A 14,147-nucleotide genomic window follows, 5' to 3' on the forward strand; every position below is an offset into this window, starting at 1 on the left:
CTCGTCTCCGCGGTGGGTCGCCCACGAAAGGAGACGACAATGATCGACCATCGCAAGCTCGGCCGCGAACTGGAGCTCTTCCACTCCGACCCGCTGGCCGGCGCGGGCCTGCCGATCTGGCTGCCCGCCGGCGCCGCGGCACGCCACGCTGTCGAGGAGTACATCCGCGAGGAGGAACGGCGTGCGGGTTACCAGCACGTGTACTCGCCGCCGATCGCCAAACGGCAGCTGTACGAGCTTTCCGGACACCTGCCACACTTCGCCGAGGACATGTTTCCGCTCATGCGGATGTCGGCGGACGACGAGTTCGCGCTGCGGCCGGCGCTCTGCCCGCACCACGCGCTGGTCTACCGCTCGCGCGGACGGTCCTATCGCGACCTTCCACTTCGGATAGCCGAGCTGGGTGGCCAGTACCGGGCCGAGCGCTCCGGAGTGCTCGGCGGCCTGAGCCGGGTCCGCTCGATCTGGCTCAACGACGGGCACAACTTCTGCCCGCTCGAACAGGCCGGCGAGGAGGTCGCCGCGGCCCTAGAGATGATCAAGCGAGCGCATGCCGCGCTCGGCGTGCGGCCGGCCGGCTTCCGCCTTTCCCTGCACGGTGCGGGTGACAAGTACGTCGACAACCCGCCGATGTGGGAGCGCACCGAGGATCTGCTCCGCGGCGTGCTCAAGGACCTGGACGTGTCCTATGTGGAGGCGGCGGACGAGGCGGCGTTCTACGGCCCGAAAATCGACGTGCAGGTGGTCGACGCGGGCGGCCGCGAGATGACCCTGTCGACCGTACAGCTCGACTTCCACCAAGCGGCCCGCTTCGAGCTGTCCTATGTAGATCGCGACGGGGCGCGGCGACGCCCGGTCATCGTGCACCGCAGCGTGGTGGGGAGCATGGAACGGCTGTTCGCGTACCTCATCGAGGTGCACGAAGGCGCGTTCCCGATCTGGTACGCGCCGGTACAGGTGGAGATCATGCCGGTCGGCGACGTACCGGTCGCGCGCTTCCGCAACGCCGCCATCGCCGCGGGCCTCCGCGCGGAAGTGGCCGCGGAAGGCACCCTGGGAGCCCGGATCCGCGACGCCGCCCGCCGCAAGGTGCCGTACGTAGCGGTCATCGGCGAGCGCGAGGCGTCCGCCGGCGCGGTGTCACTCCGCGCCCGCGGCGAGGGCGGCGACCAAGCCGTCCTGCCCGAGGCCGAGGCGCTGGCCCGGATCGCGGCGGCCGCCACCCCTTAGAGGGGGGTCTGCGCTTGGCCCGCGTCCGCGTCAGCGGTAGATCGTTTGCCCCCGCCGGGGGCAAACGATCATGGCGCCGCCCGGCGATCCGCCGGGTCCTTGTGTTTCGCGGCCCGGTCAACCCCCGAAGCCGCAGCCAGCGTGCGAAGCCCGAGGCTCCGCCGGAGGCGCCGAACCAACCGCAACCACGCACGCGGCCGCTGCCTGGGCGCACGAACGGGGCAGCTCGACAGCAACTGGCGAGCGCGACCAACAGCGGACGGGTGAGGCCGCGGGAGCGACGGTCCGGACCACAGCGGACATCGCGGTAGCCCAATATTTGAAATGCCCCCAAGCCGGCGACCCTTAGTTGATGGCGCGACGCATGAAGCCACGCACCCCGATCGCCGTGAAGATGGCTCCCGACGCGACGAGCACCAGCAGGCAGATCCAGGCGGGGATGTGCGGGACCTCGGGGACCACCGCGGCCCGCACGCCCTCGGACAGGTAGGTCAGCGGGTTCAACGCGGTCACGACCTGGAACCATCGCATCGAGTCCAGCGACTGCCATGGATACTGCGTGGCGCCGGTGAACATCAGCGGCGTGAGGATCACCGCGAAGATGACGCTGATCTTCGAGGGCGGCACCATCGTGCCCAGGGCGAGGCCGATGCCGGCACCGACCCAGCTGCCCAGCACGAGGCTGGCGATCAGCAGCGGTACGCCGTCGGAGTGCCATGGTGCCGAGCCGAGTACGAGCGCGCCGATCGGAAACATCACCACCGCCGAGGCGAGTGCGCGGATGATGGCGAGCAGCAGCTTTTCCACCGCAACGAGGTAGGTGGGCAGCGGCGCGAGCAGCCGGTCTTCGATCTCCCGGGTGAAGCTGAACTCCATGATCAGGGGGAACGAGACGGTCTGGAGCGCGGTGAGAAACGCGGTCAGCGCCACGATGCCGGGCAGCAGCAGGTGGGCGTAGCTGTCGGTGACGTATCCGCCGGCGTTGAGCACCTTGGCGAAGACGAACAGCATGAACAGGGGCTGGAGCGCCACCTGGGCGAGGAACACCCAGAACTCCTTGCCGGTCACGAAGACGTCGCGCCAGAGGATGGCGCGGAAGGCCTTCGCGGCCGAAGGGCGCGCCTCGGTGTCCAGCGTGGTCATCGCAGGCCCCTTCCGGTGAGTTCGATGAAGACGTCCTCGAGGCTCGCCGCTCCCATGTGGACGTTGGTGAGGGTCGCCGACCGTCCATTCAGGACGGCGATGACCGGCGCGAGGACGGTGGCGGGATCGGTGGTCAGGTAGAGGCGGATCGGGCCGCTGGCCACCGCTTCGCCGCGCTCGACACCCTGCACGTCGGTGAGTGCCGCGACCAGCTTGTCGGGGTCGTCGCCGTCGCCCGGCGTCACGGACACCTCCAGCACCGAGTGCCCGGCGAGGCTGCGGGTCAGCCCCGCGGGCGTGTCGAGCGCGAGCAGCTTGCCGTGGTCGACGATGCCCACCCGGTCGGCCATCTCGGCCGCCTCGTCCATGTCGTGGGTGGTGAGCACCACGGTCACGCCGCGGGATCGCAGGTCGCGCACCCGCTCCCACATGAACAGCCGGGACTGCGGGTCGAGGCCGGTGGTCGGCTCGTCCAGGAAGAGCACCTTCGGCTCGTGCATCATCGCCCGCGCGATCATGAGGCGCTGGGCCATGCCGCCCGAATACCAGTCGACCTTGTCGTCGGCCTGGTCGGCCAGGCCGAATTCGTCGAGCATGGCCGCGGCCTTCGCGTTGCGTTCGGCGCGGCCCATCCCGTGGTACGCCGCGTGGAAGGCGAGATTTTGCCGCGGCGTGAGGGATCGGTCGAGGTTGGTCTGCTGTGGTACGACCGCGAAGAGCTTGCGCGCCGCCACCGCGTCGCGGATCACGTCGACGCCGGCCACCCTCGCCTCGCCGCTCGTGGCCTTGACCCGGGTGGTGAGCACACCGATCGTCGTCGACTTGCCGGCGCCGTTGGGCCCGAGCAGGCCGAAGATCTCGCCGGGCTCCACCGAGAACGACAGCCCGTCGACGGCGTTCACATCGCGTTTCGGGTATCGCTTGACGAGGTCGCGGACCTCAACCGCGTGCGTCATGAGCTCTCCTCCCCGTGCAGGATGGGCACTTCTGCTGCCTCCGTGTCGGTCATGTTGGCGATGACTTCCAGCAGGAACTCGCGGATCACCTGCGCCTTTGCCGGGTCGGCGTCGATCGACGTGAGCGGCCTGGGATTGCGGATCATGCTGATCAGCGACTGGGCCGCGACGGCGCCGTCCAGCGTCAGCGCGAGCCGCACCGCGCGCCGGTCGGTGCCGTCGCGCCGCCGCTCGACCAGGCCGGCCTTTTCCAGCGTGTCGACGATGCCGGTGAGCGTGGGGGGCTTGACGAAGCAGAGCACCGCGAGCTCGCCGTGGCTCAGCTCGCCGCGCCCGTGCAGGGCCAGCAGCACCGACATCCCGGAGTTGGTGAGCCCGTATCTCTCCGCGAGCAGCCTGTTCCACCGCTGGGAGACGCGCTGCCCGGCGAGGAGCAGCAGCCGCCCGATCGGCACGTCGTGCAGGGTCACGAGTTCCACGGGCGATATGTTAGCCCCCTGATTATTAGGCGCCAAAGTATTTTCGCCACCGGCTTAACTTGTCGGTGGCAAGTTAAGGTGGCGGGATGACGGAGAAGCGCTCGTACCACCACGGCGACCTGCGGCGCGCGCTGCTCGCGGCGGCGGCGGACGCGATCGCCGAGTCCGGCCCGGCCGCGCTCAGCCTGCGCGACCTGGCCCGGCGGGCGGGCGTCTCACACGCGGCGCCGGCACACCACTTCGGCGACAAGGCCGGGCTGCTCACCGCGCTCGCCATCGAGGGTTTCAACCGGCTGGCCGACGCGCTCGACAAAAGTCGCGAGCAGACCGGCAGCCTGCTCGAGTCCGGCGTGGCGTACGTGCGCTTCGCGACCGAAAACCGGGCGCACTTCGAGGTGATGTTCCAGCCCAGCCTCTACGACCGCGACGATCCCGAGGTCGTCGCCGCGGGGCAGCGGGCGGGGGCGGCCCTGAGCGCCGGCGTGTCCACACTGGACGAGCCGCCGTCGCCCGAGGACGCCCGCGAGACCGAGCTGGCGGCTTGGGCGATCGTGCACGGCTTCGCCACGCTGTGGCTGGCCGGCGCGCTTCGCGACCCGCTCGGCGACGATGCCGGCGAGGCCGCCCGACCGGTAATCCGCAGGCTTTTCGACTGACCCGCGCTCGTGATCAAAGCTCCTCTCAAGCAGTTCTCACTGCTCGAGAGGAGCTTGGATCATCACCAGCTTGTCGGCAGCGGCATGCCCTCCGTGTATCCGGCCGCGCTCTGCACGCCCACCAGCGCCCGCTCGGCCAGCTCGGGGAGGGTCGAGGCGCCGGCGTACGTGCACGCGCTCCGCACGCCGGCCACGATCTCGTCGATCACGTCTTCGACGCCGGGGCGGGCCGGGTCGAGGTACATCCGGGCGGTGGAGATGCCCTCCTCGAAGACCGCCTTGCGGGCCCGGTCGAACGGGGTGTCGTCGGCGGTGCGGGCGCTGACCGCGCGGGCCGACGCCATGCCGAAGTTCTCCTTGTACCGCCGGCCGTCCACGTCGGTGTAGAGGTCGCCGGGTGACTCGTACGTGCCGGCGAACCACGACCCGATCATCACGTTGGAGGCGCCGGCGGCGAGCGCGAGAGCCACGTCGCGGGGGTGCCGCACGCCGCCGTCGGCCCACACGTGGCGGCCGAGGTCGCGGGCGGCGGCGGAGCAGTCGAGCACGGCGGAGAACTGCGGCCGCCCCACGCCGGTCATCATGCGGGTGGTGCACATCGCACCCGGCCCGACGCCGACCTTGATGATGTCGGCACCCGCGTCGACGAGGTCGCGCACGCCCTCGGCGGTAACCACGTTGCCGGCCGCGATCGGCACGCCCGGGTCGAGCGAGCGCACCGCCCGCAGCGCGGCGAGCATCCGCTCCTGGTGGCCGTGCGCCGTGTCCACGACCAGCGTGTCGACGCCCGCCTCCAGCAGCGCGGCGGCCTTGCCGCGGACGTCGCCGTTGATGCCGACCGCGGCCGCGACCCGCAGGCGCCCCTTGTCGTCGAGCGCCGGCTGGTAGAGGGTTGCGCGCAGCGCGCCCTGGCGGGTCAGCACGCCGACCAGCCGCCCGTCGATGTCGACCACGGGCGCGAACCGGCGCCGCCCGGCCGCGAGCCGGTCGAAGCCCTCGCGGGGGTCGGCCTCCGCGCGGACCGTCAGCAGCTCCGTGGACATCACGTGCCGCACCTGCGCGAACCGGTCGACGCCCTCGCAGTCGGCCTCGGTGACCACGCCGACCGGGCGACCGTCGTCGTCGACCACCACGACCGCGCCGTGTGCCCGCTTGGGCAGCAGGTGGATCGCGTCGCCGACGGTGTCGGTGGGGCCGAGCGTGATCGCCGTGTCGTGCACCAGGTGCCGCTGCTTGACCCAGGAGATGACATCCGCGACCACGTCGAACGGGATGTCCTGCGGGATCACCGCGATCGCGCCGCGGCGGGCCACGGTCTCGGCCATCCGGCGGCCGGCCACGGCCGTCATGTTGGAGACGACGAGCGGGATGGTCGTGCCCGTGCCGTCGGTGGTCGCCAGGTCGACGTCGAGCCGTGAACCGACCTCCGAGCGGACCGGTGCCATGAAGACGTCGCTGTAGGTCAAGTCGTGCGCGGGCGCCGCGCCGTTGAGAAACCGCACTCTGAGCAGCTTATTTGAGCTCGCATATCGCCGCACCGGCAGTAACGACATCGCCCACCTGGGCGGTGAGGCCGGTCACAGTGCCGGCCTTGTGGGCGTTGAGCGGCTGTTCCATCTTCATCGCCTCCAGGACCACGACCGTGTCGCCCTCGGCCACGGTGTCCCCGTCGGCCACCGCGATTTTGACGATCGTGCCCTGCATGGGCGAGGTGAGCGCGTCTCCGCCGGCGGTCGCGGCCGCCGTGCTGCCCCTGGCCCGCCGCGGAGCCGGAGCTGCCCGGACAGGAGTGGCGGTGGTGGGGAGGGTGACCTCGAGGCGCTTGCCACCCACCTCGACCACGATGGTCTCGCGTTCTGCCGCCTCGCTGGCCGCGGCGCCGCCGGCGAAGGGCGGCACGGTGTTTTGCCACTCCGTCTCGATCCACCGGGTGTGCACGGTGAACGGCTCGGCGGTGAACGCGGCGTCGCGGACGATCAGGCGGTGAAACGGCAGCGCGGTGGCCATGCCCTCCACGACCATCTCGTCGAGAGCGCGGCGGGCACGTTCGAGCGCCTCGGTGCGGGTCTCACCCGTGATGATCACTTTGGCCAGCAGCGAGTCGAAGTTGCCGCCGATCACACTGCCGCTCTCGATCCCGGTGTCGACCCGCACGCCCGGCCCTTCAGGCAGGCGCAGGCGGGTGACCGCGCCGGGCGCGGGCAGGAAGTTGCGGCCGGGGTCTTCGCCGTTGATCCGGAACTCGATCGAGTGGCCGCGCGGCACCGGGTCAGCTTGTAGCCGCAGCCGCTCGCCGTCCGCGACCCGGAACTGCTCGCGTACCAGGTCGATGCCCGCGGTCTCCTCGGTGACCGGGTGCTCGACCTGGAGGCGGGTGTTGACCTCCAGGAACGAGATGGTGCCGTCGCGCCCGACCAGGTATTCGACGGTGCCGGCGCCGTGGTAGCCGGCCTCGCGGCAGATCGCCTTCGCCGACTCGTGGATCTGCTTGCGCTGGTCGTCGGTGAGGAAGGGCGCCGGTGCCTCCTCGACGAGCTTCTGGTGGCGGCGCTGGAGCGAGCAGTCGCGGGTGCCCACGACGATCACGTTGCCGTGCTGGTCGGCGAGCACCTGGGCCTCGACGTGGCGGGGCTGGTCGAGGTAGCGCTCGACGAAGCACTCGCCCCGCCCGAACGCCGCCACCGCCTCGCGCGTCGCCGACTCGAACAGCGCCGGAATCTCGTCCATCTCGCGGGCGACCTTGAGCCCGCGCCCACCGCCGCCGAACGCCGCCTTGATCGCGACCGGCAGGCCGTGCTCCCGCGCGAACGCCACGACCTCCTCCGGCCCGGACACCGGGTCGGAGGTGCCGGGCACGAGCGGCGCGCCGGCCCGCTGGGCGATGTGCCGCGCGGTCACCTTGTCGCCGAGGTCGCGGATCGCCTGCGGGGTGGGGCCGATCCAGGTCAGGCCGCTTTGGATCACGGCTTCCGCGAAGTCGGCGTTTTCGGCCAGGAAGCCGTAGCCGGGGTGGACGGCGTCGGCCTCGGCCTTGCGCGCGACGTCGATGAGCTTGTCGATGCGCAGGTAGGTCTCGGGTGCGGTGTCACCACCGAGCGCGTACGCCTCGTCGGCGAGCGTGACGTGGAGGGCGTTCCGGTCGGAGTCCGCGTACACGGCGACGCTGGCCAGGCCGGCGTCGCGGCAGGCGCGGATGACCCGTACGGCGATCTCGCCCCGGTTGGCGATGAGGACCCTGCGCATGAACGGGAGTGTACGACCCCGAGGAGCCGAGAAGTTACTAGCAGGTTAGTCAAACTTGTCTATTACGCTTGTCGCGTGTCGACAACCCGCATGATGATCCTCGGCCTGGTCAACTGGATGCAGCCCGTCCATGGCTATGACGTGCGGCGCGAGCTGCTCAGCTGGAGCGCCGATAAATGGGCGAACGTGCAGCCCGGTTCCATCTACCATGCACTCCGCAAGCTGACCGAGGAAGGGCTGCTGCGCGAGGTCACCACCGAGCAGGTGGGGATGCGGCCGGCCCGCACCACGTACGAGATCACTGAAAAGGGCCTGGACGAGCTGGACCACCTGCTGCGTGGCTACTGGTGGGAGATCAAGCCGGCCACCGATCCGTTCTTCGCGGCACTGGCGTTCCTGCCGGCGCTGCCCCGGGAGGAAGCCGCGGCGGCGCTGCGCAATCGGGCGGCCCAGCTGCGCGCGGCCAACGAAAGCATGGGGCTGGCGGCCGAGAAGGGCTGGCTCCGCGAGAAGCCGGCCAACGTGACCTGGATGTGGGAGCTGATGGCCGCCCGCAACGACGGCGAGATCGCGTGGTGTGAGCGGGTGGCCGGGCTGGTCGAGTCCGGCGTGTCCTACCTGCCCGAGAAGACGACGCCGATGGCGGCCGGCTGGGAGCGCTGGCAGGAGCACGTCGAGTAATAATCAACCTTGACTAGAGACGACATATCGCGTTAGCGTGTGGCGGCAGTCAACCACGTCCGACGGGGAGCGACGTTCATGATCGAGACCAAGGGCTTGCGGAAATCGTTCCGCTCCCGCCAAGGGCGGGAGGCCAAGATCGTCGAGGCCGTGCGTGGCGTCGACCTCTATGTCGCCGAGGGCGAGATCTTCGGCTTCCTGGGCCCCAACGGGGCGGGTAAGACGACCACTCTCCGCATGCTCGCCACGCTGATCGAGCCCGATGGCGGTGAGGCCACCATCGCCGGCGCCGACCTGCGCCGCGCCCCGGGCGAGGTGCGCCGCCGGATCGGCTACGTCGCCCAGGGCGGCAGCACGTGGGATGAGGTGAGCGCCCGCGAGGAGCTGGTGCTGCACGCGAGGATGTACGGGATTGGCAAGGCCGAGGCGCAGCGGCGGGCGGTCCGCGCGCTCGACGCGTTCCAGCTGGCCGAGTTCGCCGACCGCAAGTGCAAGACCTACTCGGGCGGCCAGCGCCGCCGGGTCGACGTCGCGCTCGGCGTCATCCACGACCCCAAGGTGGTCTTCCTCGACGAGCCGACCACCGGCCTCGACCCGCAGAGCCGGGCCCACATGTGGGACGAGATCCGCCGCCTGCGCGCCGAGGGCATGACGATCTTCGTGACCACCCACTACCTCGAAGAGGCCGACGCGCTCTGCGACCGGCTGGCCATCATGGACCACGGAGAGATCGTCACCGAGGGCACGCCCGACGAGCTCAAGCGCGAGGTGGCCGGCGACGTCGTGACCGTGGGGCTCAATGGCTCGACTCCCGAGGCGGCCCAGCTGCTCGACGCCGAGAGCTTCGTCAACAAGCTGGAGACCGTCGAGGGTGGCCTCCGGCTGTATGTGGACCACGGCGCCACCGCGATCCCGCAGATCCTCCGCAAGCTCGACGGCGCCGGCCTCCACCTCGGCACGATCGAGCTCCACCGACCCAGCCTTGACGACGTCTTCCTGGAGAAGACCGGCCGTAGCCTCCGGGAGAGCTGACCGATGAAACTGCTTCGTGACACCTGGCTGATCTTCCAGCGGCAGATGCTGCTCGTGCTGCGCAACCCGGTGTGGCTGATCATCGGCGTCCTCCAGCCGCTGTACTTCCTGCTGCTCTTCGGCCCGCTGCTCCAGGACGCGCTCCAGGTCGACAGCGCCGCCGACGCGTACCGCATCTTCGTTCCGGGCCTGCTGGTGATGCTGGCGATGTTCGGTGCGATGTTCACCGGGTTCGGGCTCATCGCCGAGCTTCGTGCCGGTGTCATCGAGCGCAGCCGGGTCACGCCGGTGAGCCGGGTCGCGTTGATGCTCGGCCGGGCGCTGCGCGACGTCGCCACGCTGCTCTTCCAGGCCGTGCTCATCACGGTTTTGGCGATCCCCTTCGGGTTGACGGTGCGGATCGGCGACGTGCTGCTGGCGTACCTCATGCTCGGCCTTATCGGCGTGATGATGTCCGCGCTCTCCAACGCGCTCGCGCTCAAACTGCGCACCGAAGACGCCCTGGCCCCGCTGATGAACGGGCTGGCTCAGCCGCTCTTGCTGCTTTCCGGCATCCTGCTGCCGCTGTCCGGATGGGTGGCGACGGTGGCCAACTTCAACCCGTTCTCCTGGGCGGTCGACGCGAGCCGGGCGCTCTTCGCCGGGGATCCCGGTGACAGCACCGTCTGGCAGGCGTTGCTCATCCTGGGCACGCTCACCCTGCTGGCGATCCTCTGGTCGGCCCGATCGTTTGCCCGCAGCGTCCGCTGAGACCTGCGTCTCATCTGTCCCGGGGCACGGACCACGCGCTTAGCGTAAGGACCGTGCCCCATTTAGTACATGACCGCGTAACGGTGCTTGTCTATGCCCAGCTGGGGTTGTGGGGCTTCTTCCTGTACGGCTTCGGCCCCGTCGTCCCGCTCCTCCGCGACGAGCAGGGCACGACCGCCGCGGTCGCCAGCCTGCACAGCACCGGCCTCGCGGCGGGCGGCCTGATCGGGGCGTCGGCGTTTCCGTGGCTGGTCGGGCGGCTGGGGCGCGGAGGAGTGCTGTGGCTGGCGCTCGCCGGGGTGGCCGGCTCGGTCGTCGTGCTGTGCGCGTTCGAGCCGCTGCCGGCGACGCTCGGCGCGGCGGTGCTCGCCTCGACGTTCGGGACGATGATCGTCATCGGCGTCAACGCGGCGCTCGCCGACCACCACGGCCCCGGCGCCACCGCCGCGATCAGCGAGGCGAACGCGGTCGCCGCCGGCGCGGGCGTGTTGGCGCCCATCGTGATCGGCCTGTCGGCCAGCGCCGGCTTCGGGTGGCGTCCCGGGATCGCCGTCGTGGTCGGCCTCATCGCGCTGCTCTTCGCCGCCGGTTTCCTTTTCCGGGTACGCCTTCCGGCGGTGGTGGCCCCGCCGTCGACGGTTTCCGGCCGGCGCCCGCTGCCCCGCTCCTACTGGCTGGCCTGGGCGATGATGAGCGCGACCGGGTCGGTGGAGGTCTGCCTGTCGCTGTGGGCGGCGGACGTGTTGCGCACCCACGCCGGCATGTCACCCGCCGCCGCGTCCGCGACGGTGGCGGCGATCGTCGGCGGGATGTTCGCGGGGCGGCTCGTGGGCTCGGCGCTGGCCCGGCGCGTAGCCCCGGTGCCGCTCCTGCTCGGCGCGCTGGCGACCAGCCTGGTGGGGTTCGCCATCTTCTGGGCGTCCTCGGTGGCGTGGGTCGCGGCGGCCGGGCTGATGGTGCTCGGCCTCGGCAACGCCATGCACTTTCCACTCGGCGTGTCGATGGCGCTGGCGGTGGCCGACGGGCAGCGCGACCGCGCGTCCGCCTACGCGATGTACGCGTCGGCGATCGGGTTCGGCATCGCTCCGGTCGCGCTGGGCTGGGTGTCCGACGGGGTGGGGCCGCACCGCGCGTTCCTGCTGATGCCGCTCTTCATCGCGGTGGCCGCGGTGCTCGCGGTGCGGCTGCGTCGCGCCATGGCTGTCCGCGAGGCGGTCAGCGACGGCGCGCCAGCGTGAGTCCATCCGCTATCGGCAGCATGACGACCTCGACCCGCTCGTCGCGTGCGGCGATGTCGTTGAACCGCACGATCGCCTCGTCGCCTTCGTTTTCCGGCGCAAGCACCCGCCCGTCACGCAGCACGTTGTCGACCACGATCAGCCCGCCCGCCCGGGTGCGTGGCACGAGCTCCTCCCAATAAGTGGGGTAGCCAGTCTTGTCCGCGTCGATGAAGGACAGGTCGAGGTGGGGCTCCGCGGGCAGCTCTCGCAGCCGCTCCGCCGCTGGCCCGATGCGCAGGTCGATCCGGTCGCTCACGCCGGCCCGCTCCCAGTAGCGCCGGGCCACCGACGTGTACTCGTCGGAGATGTCGAAGCACACAAGCTTGCCGCCATCGGCCAGTCCGCGCGCCATCGCCAGCGACGACAGCCCGGTGAACGTGCCGATCTCCACCGCGTGCCGCGCGCCGACGAGCTTGGCCAGCAGCGACAGGAACGCCGCCTGCTCCGGCGCCACCTGCATCTGCGCGTCGGAAGGCAGCGACCGCTCGGTCTCCTCGATGAGGTCCCGCATGATCTGGTCGGGCGGTGAGCCGTGCGCGACGGCGTACGCGTGCAACTCATCGGTCATGGGCAACGTCTTGACGGTCATGGGGTTGAGCCTAGGCTTCTCGGGCGTGGCCGTGGCCACGGCTCAGCCGATCGCCGGCCCTGCCTCGACGCGGTGACTCCAGAGCTCGGTGATGGAGTGGCCGAGGTCGGCGAGCAACGCGCGCAGGAGCGGGAGCGACAGCCCGATCACCGTCCCCGCGTTGCCCTCGATCCGATCCACGAACGCCCCACCGATCCCATCGATCGTGAACGCGCCGGCCACGTTGAGCGGCTCGCCCGTCGCCACGTACGCCGCGATCTCGTCGTCGGTCACCTCCGCGAAGTGCACGACGGTCGAGGCGACCGCGGCCGCGCGCGCGTCCCCCTTGATCACGCAATGACCGGTGTGCAGCACGCCCGACTGCCCCCGCATCCGCTGCCACCGCTTGAACGCCTCACTCGCGTCGCCCGGCTTGCCGTAGACCTCGCCCTGGAACTCCAGCACCGAGTCGCACCCCAGCACCAGCGTGTCTCCGGGCGGCAGATGACCGGCGACGATCGCCGCGAGCACCCGGTCGGCCACGGCCTGCGCCTTGCGGCGCGCAAGCTCGAGGCAGAGCTGCTCGGCGCTGGCGGCCTCGATGCCCGACTCGTCGACCCCGCTGACCAGGACCTCCGGCTCGATGCCAGCGGCCTGAAGCAGCCTGCGCCGGGCCGGGCTGGCCGAGGCGAGGACGAGCCGCGGCCGGATGTGAGAACGAGTACGCACGGTGATGACGGTACTTGCCGCTCCTTCGATGCAACCGCCCGGCACGGTCGGGCGTGACTAGATTCTGATGCCGCGGCCTCGCCGCGGAGCAACTCTGGGAGCCGCCCGTGCCGGAAATCGACAGCTTCGACGCGTTCTACGCCGAGAGCCGCCAACGCCTCTTCGACTGCCTGTACGCGGTCACCGGCAACGCGGCCGAGGCACAGGACGCGGTGCAGGAGGCCTTCGCGCGGGCATGGCAGCGGTGGTCGACCGTCCGCGAGTACGGCGACCCCGAAGCATGGGTACGCACAGTAGCCAGACGCATCGCCATCAGCCGCTGGCGCCGCGCCCGCACCGCCCTCCTCGCCCACCGCCGCCACGGCCCCCCACCCGCAATCCCCGGCCCGAACCCCGACGCGGTCGCACTGGTCGCCGCGCTGGCCCGCCTACCCACCCCCCAACGCGTCGCGATCGTCCTCCACCACCTGGTCGGCCTACCAGTGGCGGAAGTGGCCCGCGAAACCGGCGTACCCACCGGCACCGTCAAGGCCCGCCTGGCCCGCGGCCGCCGCACGCTGGCCGACCTCCTATCCCTGGACCCGACGGAGGACACCCATGTCTGAGCAACTCACCGTCCTCTTCGAGCAACTGCGCGGCAGCCGGCCCCCGGCACCCTTCGCCCCGCCCGAACAGGTACGCCGCCGCGGCCGGCAGCGCAGCCACCGCCAGGCGTTGGCCGCGGGCTCGGCCGTGCTCGCGGTGGCTGGGCTGGGTACGGGCTGGACCTTGGGCACAGCCGGCGAGGACCCAAAACCCCCGACGGTCTCGCTCGTGCCACCCACGTCGCGGCAGTCACCGTCCGCATCCCCAACACCCACTCTGGGACCACCCGCGGTCATAACGGACTCACGGCTACTGAAGCCCGACGCCTTCACCGCCATCAGCGGTGTCAGCTCTGGGGAGATCGACGACGGCGGCTCGAACGGCCCCGACTGGCCATGGCTGACGGTAGTAAGCGGATGCCCCGACTATAGAGCCGAGGACTACCCTACGATCGCTAAGCGCCATGACGCGCGCCACCTCGCCTATTCCAAAGGCATGTGGAACGCCTGGGAGGCCGTCGAAAGCTACCCCGATGCCGTGGCCAACCTGACCGACGTACGCCGGGCGATCGCGACGTGCCCGGCATTCCAGTACCCGGGCGGCGTCGAGATCCGGCAGACGGTGGTCGCAGAACGTTTCGCCGGCGACGATTCGCTGCTGGTCCGGGTGGAGCGCGCCAGCGTCGACTACATGGTGGTAGTGCGAGTGGGCAATCTGGTCGCAACGCTGATGTATCCGACTGGGCCGGAAGACGACGCAAAAGCCATTGCGGACGCGATGGCGGCGCGGCTGCGCTGACCGCCGTCCGCTCGCTT

15 protein-coding genes are annotated in these 14,147 nt (G+C 70.7%); 8 read left to right on the forward strand and 7 right to left on the reverse strand.

Translation table 11 applies throughout. The annotated features are described in order from the left end of the window. Positions 1 to 12 precede the first annotated feature (12 nt). Positions 13 to 1,230: a threonine--tRNA ligase gene (gene thrS / locus ACTMTJ_RS31110; RefSeq protein ID WP_441222192.1), complete on the forward strand. Its 1,218-nt coding sequence runs from the start codon at positions 13 to 15 to the stop codon at positions 1,228 to 1,230. 345 nt (positions 1,231 to 1,575) lie between these two features. On the opposite strand, the gene ACTMTJ_RS31115 is transcribed toward thrS, so the two are convergent. From ACTMTJ_RS31115 to ACTMTJ_RS31125, 3 genes are read right to left on the reverse strand one after another with little or no spacing between them, the layout of a single operon-like run. Beyond that, positions 1,576 to 2,373: an ABC transporter permease gene (locus ACTMTJ_RS31115; RefSeq protein WP_441222193.1), complete on the reverse strand. Its 798-nt coding sequence runs from the start codon at positions 2,371 to 2,373 to the stop codon at positions 1,576 to 1,578. Then, on the reverse strand, positions 2,370 to 3,329 hold the full coding sequence (locus ACTMTJ_RS31120) for an ABC transporter ATP-binding protein (RefSeq protein WP_441222194.1): 960 nt from the start codon (positions 3,327 to 3,329) through the stop codon (positions 2,370 to 2,372). The genes ACTMTJ_RS31115 and ACTMTJ_RS31120 overlap by 4 nt, the downstream gene beginning before the upstream one ends. Then, positions 3,326 to 3,808, reverse strand: a complete 483-nt coding sequence (locus tag ACTMTJ_RS31125; RefSeq protein ID WP_441222195.1) for a MarR family winged helix-turn-helix transcriptional regulator — start codon at positions 3,806 to 3,808, stop codon at positions 3,326 to 3,328. Before ACTMTJ_RS31125 ends, ACTMTJ_RS31120 begins: the two co-directional genes overlap by 4 nt. Positions 3,809 to 3,894: 86 nt before the next feature. Here ACTMTJ_RS31125 and ACTMTJ_RS31130 point away from each other — a divergent pair, with 86 nt between their 5' ends. Next, positions 3,895 to 4,464: a TetR/AcrR family transcriptional regulator gene (locus ACTMTJ_RS31130; protein WP_441222196.1), complete on the forward strand. Its 570-nt coding sequence runs from the start codon at positions 3,895 to 3,897 to the stop codon at positions 4,462 to 4,464. Between the two features lie 62 nt (positions 4,465 to 4,526). Here the strand turns inward: ACTMTJ_RS31130 and ACTMTJ_RS31135 are convergent, their stop codons facing one another. Both ACTMTJ_RS31135 and ACTMTJ_RS31140 read right to left on the reverse strand, forming a co-directional pair. Next, positions 4,527 to 5,966 (reverse strand): GuaB1 family IMP dehydrogenase-related protein, encoded by a 1,440-nt coding sequence (locus ACTMTJ_RS31135; protein ID WP_441222197.1) that lies wholly within the window; start codon positions 5,964 to 5,966, stop codon positions 4,527 to 4,529. Positions 5,967 to 5,976: 10 nt separating this feature from the next. After that, a complete protein-coding gene (locus tag ACTMTJ_RS31140; RefSeq protein WP_441222198.1) occupies positions 5,977 to 7,707 on the reverse strand; it encodes an acetyl/propionyl/methylcrotonyl-CoA carboxylase subunit alpha in 1,731 nt (576 codons plus the stop codon). Between the two features lie 75 nt (positions 7,708 to 7,782). Between ACTMTJ_RS31140 and ACTMTJ_RS31145 the strand changes: the two genes are divergently transcribed. The 4 genes from ACTMTJ_RS31145 to ACTMTJ_RS31160 all read left to right on the forward strand — a co-directional run bounded on the left by ACTMTJ_RS31145 (position 7,783) and on the right by ACTMTJ_RS31160 (position 11,408). Next, entirely contained in the window at positions 7,783 to 8,388 is a 606-nt protein-coding gene (locus tag ACTMTJ_RS31145) for a PadR family transcriptional regulator (protein ID WP_441222199.1), read from the forward strand. Between the two features lie 78 nt (positions 8,389 to 8,466). Further along, a complete protein-coding gene (locus ACTMTJ_RS31150) occupies positions 8,467 to 9,420 on the forward strand; it encodes an ATP-binding cassette domain-containing protein (RefSeq protein WP_441222200.1) in 954 nt (317 codons plus the stop codon). A 3-nt stretch (positions 9,421 to 9,423) separates the two neighbouring features. After that, positions 9,424 to 10,170 (forward strand): ABC transporter permease, encoded by a 747-nt coding sequence (locus tag ACTMTJ_RS31155; protein ID WP_441222201.1) that lies wholly within the window; start codon positions 9,424 to 9,426, stop codon positions 10,168 to 10,170. Positions 10,171 to 10,253: 83 nt separating this feature from the next. Beyond that, complete coding sequence (locus tag ACTMTJ_RS31160; RefSeq protein ID WP_441222202.1) at positions 10,254 to 11,408, forward strand: MFS transporter; 1,155 nt, start codon at positions 10,254 to 10,256, stop codon at positions 11,406 to 11,408. On the opposite strand, the gene ACTMTJ_RS31165 is transcribed toward ACTMTJ_RS31160, so the two are convergent. Beyond that, positions 11,386 to 12,039 (reverse strand): O-methyltransferase, encoded by a 654-nt coding sequence (locus ACTMTJ_RS31165; protein ID WP_441222203.1) that lies wholly within the window; start codon positions 12,037 to 12,039, stop codon positions 11,386 to 11,388. The genes ACTMTJ_RS31160 and ACTMTJ_RS31165 overlap by 23 nt on opposite strands. 42 nt (positions 12,040 to 12,081) lie before the next feature. After that, complete coding sequence (locus ACTMTJ_RS31170) at positions 12,082 to 12,747, reverse strand: Maf family protein (protein WP_441222204.1); 666 nt, start codon at positions 12,745 to 12,747, stop codon at positions 12,082 to 12,084. Positions 12,748 to 12,854: 107 nt separating this feature from the next. Here ACTMTJ_RS31170 and ACTMTJ_RS31175 point away from each other — a divergent pair, with 107 nt between their 5' ends. Further along, positions 12,855 to 13,352: a SigE family RNA polymerase sigma factor gene (locus tag ACTMTJ_RS31175; RefSeq protein ID WP_441222205.1), complete on the forward strand. Its 498-nt coding sequence runs from the start codon at positions 12,855 to 12,857 to the stop codon at positions 13,350 to 13,352. Then, a complete protein-coding gene (locus tag ACTMTJ_RS31180; RefSeq protein ID WP_441222206.1) occupies positions 13,345 to 14,130 on the forward strand; it encodes a hypothetical protein in 786 nt (261 codons plus the stop codon). Before ACTMTJ_RS31175 ends, ACTMTJ_RS31180 begins: the two co-directional genes overlap by 8 nt. The last annotated feature ends 17 nt before the right edge of the window (positions 14,131 to 14,147 follow it).

The sequence above is a fragment of the Phytohabitans sp. LJ34 genome (genome assembly GCF_052068095.1).
GTDB lineage: Bacteria > Actinomycetota > Actinomycetes > Mycobacteriales > Micromonosporaceae > Phytohabitans.